This window comes from Nostoc sp. CMAA1605 (assembly GCF_021596505.1).
Lineage (GTDB): Bacteria > Cyanobacteriota > Cyanobacteriia > Cyanobacteriales > Nostocaceae > Trichormus.
In genome coordinates this window covers 18559-29001 of record NZ_PJIZ01000111.1, presented here as the reverse complement: position 1 = coordinate 29001, position 10443 = coordinate 18559, and the positions used below count along the sequence as shown (strand labels likewise).

The 10443-nt window shown below is 43.0% G+C and carries 8 protein-coding genes and 1 pseudogene; 6 read left to right on the top strand and 3 right to left on the bottom strand.

What is annotated here, in order from left to right; genetic code table 11:
- Both CV014_RS25805 and CV014_RS25800 read left to right on the top strand, forming a co-directional pair.
- Nucleotides 1-1057, top strand: a pseudogene (locus CV014_RS25805) (DEAD/DEAH box helicase); the annotation flags it as partial.
- Between the two features lie 16 nt (nt 1058-1073).
- Complete coding sequence (locus CV014_RS25800) at nt 1074-2786, top strand: serine/threonine-protein kinase (protein ID WP_236144627.1); 1713 nt, start codon at nt 1074-1076, stop codon at nt 2784-2786.
- Here CV014_RS25800 and CV014_RS25795 read toward each other — a convergent pair.
- Complete coding sequence (locus CV014_RS25795; RefSeq protein WP_236144626.1) at nt 2758-2961, bottom strand: hypothetical protein; 204 nt, start codon at nt 2959-2961, stop codon at nt 2758-2760. The genes CV014_RS25800 and CV014_RS25795 overlap by 29 nt on opposite strands.
- On the bottom strand, nt 2958-3257 hold the full coding sequence (locus CV014_RS25790) for a 30S ribosomal protein PSRP-3 (protein ID WP_015141290.1): 300 nt from the start codon (nt 3255-3257) through the stop codon (nt 2958-2960). Before CV014_RS25790 ends, CV014_RS25795 begins: the two co-directional genes overlap by 4 nt.
- A 191-nt stretch (nt 3258-3448) precedes the next feature.
- Between CV014_RS25790 and CV014_RS25785 the strand changes: the two genes are divergently transcribed.
- The 3 genes from CV014_RS25785 (at nt 3449) to CV014_RS25775 (ending at nt 5987) form a co-directional block, all read left to right on the top strand.
- Nucleotides 3449-3814 (top strand): four helix bundle protein, encoded by a 366-nt coding sequence (locus CV014_RS25785; RefSeq protein WP_236144625.1) that lies wholly within the window; start codon nt 3449-3451, stop codon nt 3812-3814.
- Nucleotides 3815-3897: 83 nt separating this feature from the next.
- Nucleotides 3898-4698, top strand: a complete 801-nt coding sequence (locus CV014_RS25780; RefSeq protein WP_236144624.1) for a TIGR01548 family HAD-type hydrolase — start codon at nt 3898-3900, stop codon at nt 4696-4698.
- Nucleotides 4699-4763: 65 nt separating this feature from the next.
- Nucleotides 4764-5987, top strand: a complete 1224-nt coding sequence (locus CV014_RS25775) for a DUF4336 domain-containing protein (protein WP_442946946.1) — start codon at nt 4764-4766, stop codon at nt 5985-5987.
- A gap of 80 nt (nt 5988-6067) precedes the next feature.
- Here CV014_RS25775 and CV014_RS25770 read toward each other — a convergent pair whose 3' ends face one another.
- Nucleotides 6068-7522 carry an aminotransferase class I/II-fold pyridoxal phosphate-dependent enzyme gene (locus CV014_RS25770; protein WP_236144622.1) on the bottom strand — a complete coding sequence of 485 codons (1455 nt, stop codon included), beginning with the start codon at nt 7520-7522 and terminating at the stop codon, nt 6068-6070.
- Between the two features lie 382 nt (nt 7523-7904).
- Between CV014_RS25770 and CV014_RS25765 the strand changes: the two genes are divergently transcribed.
- Nucleotides 7905-9944, top strand: coding sequence for a TIGR03032 family protein (locus tag CV014_RS25765; RefSeq protein ID WP_236144621.1), 2040 nt, complete (start codon nt 7905-7907; stop codon nt 9942-9944).
- The last annotated feature ends 499 nt before the right edge of the window (nt 9945-10443 follow it).

Genomic DNA, 10443 nt, shown 5'->3' with positions numbered 1-10443 from the left:
ATCAAAAGATGCTTCTTTACCAGAACAAATTCCTTGGCAACTTTTACAATGTATAGCTATTATTCAACTTTATTTAGAAGAACGTTGGATTGAACCAATTAAGCCAATTCAATATCCTTTGAGTTTGCTGTATCATCAAACAATGAGTGTTTTAGTAGCCACAGAGGAAATTTCACCGACTGCATTAGCTAAACAGGTTTTAAATTTACCACCATTCCAGGAAATTTCTCAGGAAGATTATAAATTATTGCTGCTGTATTTAATTGATCTTGGTCATATTCAGCGCACTGAGCAAGGTAAATTAATTTTGGGTGTAGCAGCAGAAAAAATAGTGGGTAAGTTTCAATTTTATGCTGTGTTTGCTGATAATCAAGAATATAGTGTGAAACAAGGGTCTACAGCTATTGGCAGTATTGTCATGCCACCTCCTGTTGGTAGTCAGTTTGGGTTAGCTGGGAGGACTTGGGAAGTATTGGAGATAGATTTTAAGAAAAGAAATATTGCGGTGAAGCAGGTAGAGGGTAAAGCTACTAGTTATTGGCGTGGTGGTGGTGGGACGATTCACACTAAAGTTTTGCAAAGAATGCGGCAAGTATTATTAGAAGATGTAGAGTATAGTTATTTGCAAAATAATGCTCGCCAACGTTTACAGACAGTGCGTCAGTTAGTGAGACAGGCTGGATTAGATCAGCAAAATATCGTCAGGTTAGATAATGGTAAATGCTGTATTTTTCCTTGGATGGGGACAGTAGGTTATCGGACTTTAGTCAGATTAGTTAATAATTTCTGTCGTGAGTCATTGGAAATTAGCAGTATTGGTGGTGTAAATCCTTATTATTTGACTATGAAGTTAGGGAAAAATAAATTTAAAGATGTCCGTCAAGAAATTATAAGTTTATGTGAGCAGAGAATTATTCCTGAAGCTTTGGTGAGTGATGCGGAAGCACCACAAATGCAAAAATATGACGAATTTATTCCGTATCCGCTTCTACGGAAGGCTTTTGTTTATGATTATTTAGATTTGGCAGAAGTTCAACAAATAGTATTAAATTGGTAGAAAATAAAAGTGTTCGGTGGGGTTGAATATTTTACAAAACCGCTATCGTTTAATTAATTTAATTGGTCAAGGGAGATTTTGCCAAACTTATGTGGCTGTAGATGAGGGCAAATCACCCCAAATTCTTTGTATAGTGCAGAAAGTGAGCAGTGTTCATTACACATACCAATCTTTTGCGTTAAAGATGCAGTTAATTCAAGAAATAGGAGAATATTCCCTAATTCCCAATTTATTGGCACATTTTCAGGAGGATGGTTACTTTTATTTAGTACAGGAATTGATTCAGGGGTCGAATTTAGAGCAAGTATTGGCAGATGAAGGTAGTTTTAATGAAAGACAAATTTGGCAGCTTTTACAAGAGATATTACCAGTCTTGCAGTTGATGAGCGATCGCCATCTGATTCACTGTGACATCAAACCCCAAAATATCATCCGCACTAACTCAGGGAATTTTACCTTAGTCGATTTTGCGAATACTCAAATCCTCTCAGAAATTAACACCAATCACAACATGACTGGTAATCCTGAATATGCTGCACCAGAACAAATTCAAGGTAAACCAGTATTTACCAGTGACCTTTATAGCTTGGGTGTGACTTGTATTTATCTTTTGACGCAAATTCCACCCTTTGATTTATTTGATATTGCTAATGATGGCTGGGTGTGGCGACAATATCTAACTACAAAAATTAGCGATCGCCTCGGCAAAATCCTTGATAAACTCATCTCTAAACCCATTAACCAACGCTTTCACTCAGCCGATGCAGTTATGTTGGCAATGGGGATGAATAACACATCTCAATATTCTCTCTACAGTCAACAATCCTCTCCACTTTGGCAATGTACTTATACTTTCACAGATAGTAGTTGTATTAACACCCTTGCCATGAGTCCTGACGGCAAAATTTTAGCTAGTGGTGGCGAAGGCAAAACAATTAAATTATGGGACTTAGAGACAAAAAAACTCGTCAACACCCTATCAGGACATTCTCAAGCAGTGACATCGCTGGTTTTTAGTCCTAACGGAGAAATTTTAGCCACCGCTAGCGATGACCACAGTATTAAACTATGGCATTTACCTACATCACAACTAACTTACACCCTCACAGGACATAAAAACAGTGTCAAATCAGTCGCATTTAGTCCCGACGGACAGATTTTGGCGAGTGGGAGTTGGGACAAGCAAATCAAACTATGGGATGTGAACACAGGGAAAGAAATTTGTCACCTCATAGGACATCAATTACAAGTGAGTGCAGTCGCCTTTAGTCCTGACGGACAACTTTTAGCTAGTGCTAGCTTTGACAGAACAATTCGCCTGTGGCAATTAAAAAACCGCCAATGCTATGACTTGTTAGAAACAATCTCAGGTCATACACGGGCGGTTTTAGCGATCGCCTTCAGCCCAGATGGTAAAATTCTGGCTACAGGCAGCGATGATAACACCATTAAATTTTGGGATGTCAACACTGGTCAGCTAATTGACACATTGTTAGGTCATTCTTGGGCAGTAGTCGCCTTAGCTTTCACCACCGACAGCACAACACTTATTAGTGCCAGTTGGGACAAAACCATCAAACTTTGGCAAGTCAACACAACACAAGAGATAACTACCCTCGTAGGTCATGTAGACTCAGTATCCACGGTTGCCGTCAGCCAAGTTGCACAACTAATAGCTAGTGGCAGCCGGGACAAAACGATTAGACTATGGCAGTTGAGTGCTGAGTAAGGAGTGCTGAGTGCTGAGTGCTGAGTGCTGAGTAATGAGTAATGAGTGCTGTTAGCGGAAGCGGGGCGTTTAGCCCGTGCTGAGTAATGAGTTGAGAAATAAATTCTACCTTCCAGTCCCCAGTCCCCAGTCCCCAGTCCCCAGTCCCCAATCCCCAGTCCCATGCCCAAATCAAGCACTACCAGTGAAGGCAACTTCAGGGAATTTTAACTGTGCTTCTGCCATCGGACGGTTTCTGCCTTCCTCTTGCCAGTAGTTAATCACTTCTGTTGCTTTGTTGAGTAATTCTACACGGTCGATATCAGAAATCCAGTGTTTGGATTCGAGTTCTTTTTTCAACTCTTCCCAGGCATCATTTCTAGGCCAGAAAAAATACTTAGTCAAAGGACTTGTACCTTTGCCAACAACTTGATCGACTGCCAGGGCAACGTTCTCATCTAGCCAAAGGATTTTCAAAATGAACTTGGACAATTATACCTCCGGGGAATATCCGGCTATGACTTACTAAGTTTGCGATCGCTTATTTTAACTCAATATTCACCAGTTAACCAAATCAATTAGGGAATTGGGAATGGGGCATGGGGCATGGGGCATGGGGAATTGGGAATGGGGAATTGGGAATTTTAAAGATTAGTAGGGATATTTAGGGATAGAACATAGTTGTGAATAGACCTGATTTTGAGGATTTGGAAATATATCAATTAGCTGAAAAGTTAGCTAATGTAATTTGGAATATCGTCAAGAAATGGGATAATTTCGCTAAAGATACAGTCGGCAAGCAAATAGTGCGTTCTGCTGATAGTATCTGTGCAAACATTGCGGAGGGTAGAGGTAGATACAATGACCGTGAAAACAGGCACTTTATCAAGATTGCCAGAGGTTCTTTGTATGAAACAATTACTTGGTTAAGGTTAGCCTACGTCAGAAAGTTATTGCAAGACGAAGATGTCACCAACTTTAAACCCATCCTAGACAAATTACTACCCAAACTCAACGCCTATCTCAAATCCATAGGCAACAGAAACTAACCCATAAGCATCATTCAAGACATATTCCCATACCCAATGCCCCATGCCCCATTTCCCATGTCCTATGCCCCATTCCTAGAATTATGATGAAAGAATCTTCAAAAAAAGCGATCGTTGTATTTGATATTGATGGTGTGATCCGTGACGTTGGTAGTTCCTATCGTCGGGCATTAGCAGACACAGTAGAGCATTTTACTAACAAAGCTTATCGTCCCACATCGCTAGAAATTGACCAACTCAAATCAGAAGGGATTTGGAATAACGATTGGGAAGCATCCCAGGAATTGATTTACCGTTACTTTGCAAACCAAGGAACACCACGCGAACAATTACAACTCAACTACGAAACTATAGTTACATTTTTTCAATCTCGTTATCGTGGAACAGACCCCGAAAATTGGACAGGGTATATCTGTGATGAACCGTTATTATTAAAACCTAGCTATTTAGAACAACTAACACAAGCGGATATTGCTTGGGGTTTTTTCAGTGGTGCTACTCGTGGTTCTGCTACCTATGTATTAGAAAAACGTCTCGGTTTACAATCTCCAGTTTTGATTGCAATGGAAGATGCACCAGGTAAACCAGATCCCACAGGATTATTTGCGACCCTCAAACAAATAGAAAATAACTCAGAAGAGACATCCAGCATTATATACGTAGGTGATACTGTAGCCGATATGTACACCGTCGGCAAAGCCAAAGAACTGCAACCTCATCGCAATTGGATTGGTGTAGGTATTTTACCGCCCCATGTCCAAGAAACCACAGAACGCGCGGAATCTTACACCCAAACACTAATCAAAGCAGGCGCAACCATAGTTTTAAGTAACGTTGAACAGTTAATTCCAGGTAAAATTGCTGAGTTAGTCAATAGTCATTAGTCATTAGCCATTTTCTCTACCTTGTCTCCCATTCCCAATGCCCAATGCCCAATGCCCAATTCCCAATGCCCAATGCCCCATTCCCAGATAAAATGAGTCTGAAAGATTTTACTTGGCCTTTTTGGTTTACTTTACCGCTTTATCCATACAGCAAGCGGCGAACGCTGCGGCAAGAAGTTATTAAAGATACAATCTGGACTTTTGACCAGATGCAGGGCGTTTTTTATGTGATTGTCCCTATTCGGATGACGGTGGTGAAATTAAATGAGGGTGGGCTGTTGGTTTATGCGCCAGTCGCCCCGACTCGTGAATGTATTAGTCTAGTCAAGGAATTAGTGGCAGAACATGGGGATGTGAAATATATTATTCTGCCTACGATTTCTGGTTTAGAACATAAAGTATTTGTCGGGCCTTTTGCTAGGCAATTTCCGCAAGCACAGGTGTTTGTTGCACCAAATCAATGGAGTTTTCCGCTTAATTTGCCCCTGAGTTGGCTGGGTTTACCTCCTCAACGCACCCACATACTACCAGCCGATAGTAGTCAAACTCCTTTTGGTGATGAGTTCGACTATGCAATATTAGATACTATTGACCTTGGCACTGGTAAATTTGCAGAGGTGGCATTTCTACACAGGCGATCGCACACCCTACTAGTTACAGATACGATTATTTCTATACCAGAAAATCCGCCTGCGATCGTCCAGTTAGACCCCTACGCCTTACTATTTCACGCTAAAGACCAAGCCGCCGATATCGTTGCCGATACACCCGCCAACCGTCGCAAAGGATGGCAACGCATCACCCTATTTGCCTTGTATTTTAGCCCTAGTGCCTTAGAAGTTCCTCGTTGGGCTGAAGTCTTTCGCGATGCCTTAAAAGCCCCAGAACGGTCATTTAAAGCTTATTTTGGACTATATCCCTTTAAATGGCGATATGATTGGCTGCGTTCTTTTGATGCAGTACGTGGTGATGGACGTTTATTTGTCGCACCTATCTTACAGACACTAATTCTCAACCGCGCACCCCAAGAGACTATTAACTGGGCGAATAAAGTTGCTAGTTGGAATTTTGAATGGATTATTCCCTGTCATTTTGATGCCCCAATTAAAGCCGAACCGCGTCAATTTCGCCAAGCTTTTTCTTTTTTAGAAAAACAACCTGCGGTGAGTGCAGGCGTATTTAGTAGTAGCAGCTATCCTTTACCAGAGGAAGATTTTCAACTGTTAAAAAACATTGATCAAGGTTTAAATAAGAGTGGGATTGTACCGCCCCCAAAAGAGAGATTGTAGGATTTTTGTAGATTTAAAACTCCTCTCTTAAACTCTTACTCTCTGCATCTCTGCGTCTCTGCGTGCAACAGGTTCATATTCTAGCTAATTACTTTCAAAGTTTGCAAACTAGAATCATGACAACCAGTGATAAATCCGCCTTGCTGTTGAATTTTCTCTAAGTATTCCAGCACAGATGGCGTAATTACTTCCCCAGGAATTAACGCCGGAATTCCTGGGGGATAGGGACAAACAGTTTCTGCACAAATGCGATCGCACGCTTCCCAAACAGGTACGATTTCACTAGCAGCAAAAAAAGCCTCACGGGGAGAAATTGGCTTTAATTCTTGCGCCCCTTCCCTACAAGGGAAGGGGTTGGGGGTTAGGTTTAACGGCTTGATTTTCTCTAAACTCCGAAAACCCTCTACTAACTTGTGAATATCCTCGTCTGTGTTCCCCAAACTAATAATAAAAGTAAGATTTTGCAGGGTGGCAAACTCCGCCGTTACCCCTTGTGCGTCTAATATTTCTTCCACCTCAAACCCAGTTAAACCTATCCTAAATACATTAACAGTCAGTCGTGTTGCATCTAAATCGACAAACCCTGGTGATAAATCTCCTGTTGGTAGTTGCAAAACTGACAACCCCGGAATTTGACTGATGCTATTTCTCCCATCACGCGCCAGTTGCAAAGTCCGAGACATGATTTGTTTACCATCCACCGCCATCTGTTGACGCGCCGCATCGAGGGAAGCTAACAATACATAACTTGGACTAGTAGACTGTAAAAGTTGCAAAGCTTTACTTACTCGGTCAATATCAATTCTCTCACCTTGAATGTGCAGCATGGATGCTTGCGTCATTGCGCCGAGTACCTTGTGAATTGACTGCACAGTTAAATCTGCACCACAGACTAAAGCTGGGGTAGGTAAATCAGGATGAAAGGCAAAGTGCGCTCCGTGGGCTTCGTCTACCAATAAAGGAATATGATATTGATGGGTAATGTGGGCGATCGCTTGTAAATCTCCACAAACTCCGTAATATGTCGGGTAAACTGTCAACACAGCTTTAGCATCTGGATGTTGTTGTAATGTAGCTTGTAAATTCTCCGGCGTGATACTGTGGGCAATATCTAAAACTGAGTCATATTCAGGATGAATAAATATTGGCATTGCACCAGATAAAATTAAACCAGCGATCGCTGATGAATGCACATTACGCGGCAAAATTATCTTATCCCCTACACCACAGGTAGCTAAAATAGCCGCTTCAATGCCACAAGTCGAACCATTGACTAAAAACCACGTTTTTGTAGCACCAAAAGCCGCCGCCGCTAACTGTTGCGCCTGTTGAATTACTCCCTGTGGTGCAGATAAATTATCTAAATCAGCCAACTCCGTCAAATCAACACCAAACACATCCTTACCCAACAAATCAACCAAAGCTTGACTAATTCCCCGTCCCCGCTTATGTCCAGGCGTATAAAAAGCTGCATGAGGACGCGCCGCACAATTTTTTAAAGCTGCGAGTAAAGGTGCTTGATTTTGATTGAGCATTTGTGAAAAATCGAACCGCTTCAAACTTATATCATGTCTGGCGATATTTGGTAGAAATCTTGCATATCTTTGACTTAAATATTTAGTAATAAATTAAAGAATTACCACAATTTCACCGACTAATTTATTGAATTTTTTATAAAGTCGTTCTCAATACTGAGTTTTTCATCGTACTATTTAATGGCTTCGTAAAGGATAACACTAACGTTTACTTGGAATTAAGTATTAAAACCCTAGTAATTTCTATAGGTGCTGCCAACAGTTTCTCGTTTAGGCAGCGTCAATCAGCCCTTGGGGAATAAACGGTGTTTTCAAATCAGAGCTGATTGAATAAATGAGTTCTGCCTCCATCCCATGACTACTTATAGATGATGGAGAAATTTTGTCTTGGCAAAAATTAATCTTTATTAAATATTGTATGGAGAATATTCTCACCCAAAATCACAGTATCTCTTCAGAGAACTTACCGAAACTTGAAATTAACTGTTCACAAGATTTAGAAAGTTGGTTGCAAACTCAAGGTATTAGCCTCGCATTCACTACGTATCAAACTAATCGGCTGTTTTTTATCGGCTGTAATCAGCAAGGTAAGATAGCGGCTCACGAGCGATTATTTGATAAACCGATGGGGATGTATGCAGTCAACAACAGTATATATGTCAGCACACGTTATCAAATTTGGCGTTTTGAAAATTTACTTTCACCAGAAGAGACATATCAGCAAAGTGACTGTCTTTACATCCCTCGCACCGCCTACACCACTGGCGATTTAAATGTCCATGATGTGGTGTTAGATGATGCAGGAAATCTCGTTTTTGTCAATACAGATTTTAGTTGCCTTGCCACCATCAGCCACGATTATAGTTTTGTTCCCCTGTGGCAACCGCCCTTTATTTCCAAATTAGCAGCAGAAGACCGTTGTCACCTCAATGGTTTAGGTTTGCGGGACGGTAAACCCAAATATGTCACCGCCTGTAGCACTACTGACACCGCCGCCGGATGGCGTAACCACCGGGTGGGCGGAGGTGTAGCGATGGATGTGCAGAGCAACGAGACGATCGCCACGGATTTATCCATGCCCCACTCGCCGCGCTGGTATCGAGACAAGCTGTGGCTATTAAATGCGGGGACGGGGGATTTTGGCTATGTAGATGATGGGAAATTAGTACCCATTACCTTCTGTCCTGGGTTTGTGCGGGGGTTGGCATTTTGGGAAAACTTCGCCTTTGTGGGCTTATCGAAATTGCGATCGCCTACTTTTAGCGGACTACCTCTAGAAGAGAGGCTGACGGCGTTGGGCAAAACTTCCCAGTGTGGGCTGATGGTAATTGACATCAACACTGGGGAAACAGTGCATTGGCTACATCTAGATGGAGTAGTCGAAGAACTATTTGATGTAGTGGTGCTACCTGGCGTGCGTCAGCCCCAGGCTTTGGGCTTTCAGTCAGAGTCAATCGAACGCCTAGTAACCTTTCCCGGTTCTGGTGGCATTGTTACCACCAAACCCACAGCAAAACGCCCCAGTGTCGGCAGCAAAGCCCCCATCGCCGGATTACCCCGCCAAATCTGGGAAGCCTCAAACACCAAAGAATCCACCCATGCCCCATCCCCAATTCCCCATGCCCCAAGCCCCATCCCCGATGCCCCAAAATACCAGCGCGTTTATCACCTCACCGCCAGTAGTTTGGCTGATTACGATGCCTTTACCTTCCCCAGTTTGCAGCAACGTTGGCAAACTCAGCCCCTACGGGGGGAATTGGTGGGGATTTCTGCGTCGGTGGCGGGGGAAATGGTGGCGTTTGCCATTGCGGAAATGTTACCAGAACAAACGGCAGAGTTAATTTCGCTGTTTGTCGCCCCAGGATATCGGCAACAGGGTATTGCTACCAAGCTGTTGCAGTATTTAGAGAAAGCTTTGGTAAAAGAAGGCTGTCATCAAATCAGCGTAGTTTACCAGCCGACAGGGTTAACAGAAATTGCCCTCGAACCTCTATTGGCTAAACTGGCTTGGCAAATGCCCACCTTAGAGGCAGATAACTCAAAGCGATCGCACAAATTTTTCACGACATCCGCCCGTTCCTACTTTGAGCAGGGGAAACAGTGGGCGCAGCAGGGCAACTTACAAGGGGCGGTAGCTAACTTTAGTGAAGCGATTCGCCTGCAACCGGATTACATCGCCGCCTACAACCAGTTGGGTAATGCCTTGCAGGGGTTGGGGCAGATGGAACAAGCGATCGCAGCTTATCAACGTCTCCTAGAAATTAACCCCAACGTTGCCCAAGCACACTGCAACTTAGGGGCAATTTGGCAAATCCAGGGGAAAACACAAGCAGCGATCGCCGCCTATCAACGAGCAATTCAACTCAAACCAGACTTGACAGTAGCACACCAGAATCTCGCCAACTTAGTGGGGGATAAATGAGCAAGATTCATCCGGTGGGCAGATCGCCGCCACACTTATACGTTATCTGACTTTTCACGGGATCTGGAAAACCCCTCTCCATAGAGCGAAGCTCTTCTCGTAGAGTACCTCTCCCCTACAAGGATCTATGGTGTACACACAAGTCAAATTACCCCCCTTAATCCCCCCTTGGAAATGGGGGAAACAAGAGAATTTAGTTCCCTCCCATTTCTAAGGGGAGGGTTAGGGTGGGGTAAACAGAGGACTGATAGTGATTCGATCACTTGTGTGTACACCGTAGCCGACAAGGAGAGAGGCTTTAACTTTCCCCCTTCCCACTCCTTCGGAGAAGCAAGCTACGTAGGGAAGGGGGTTAGGGGGTTAGGTTTCGCGTTAGCTTTTCCACATGGCGTGAAAAGTCAGATACGTCATACCGTTCTTCTCCTAATTCCTAAACTCTTACACCCATTCACGCCAAGAGTTTCACGTTTTTTTAGTGATATTCATTCTTAACACCACA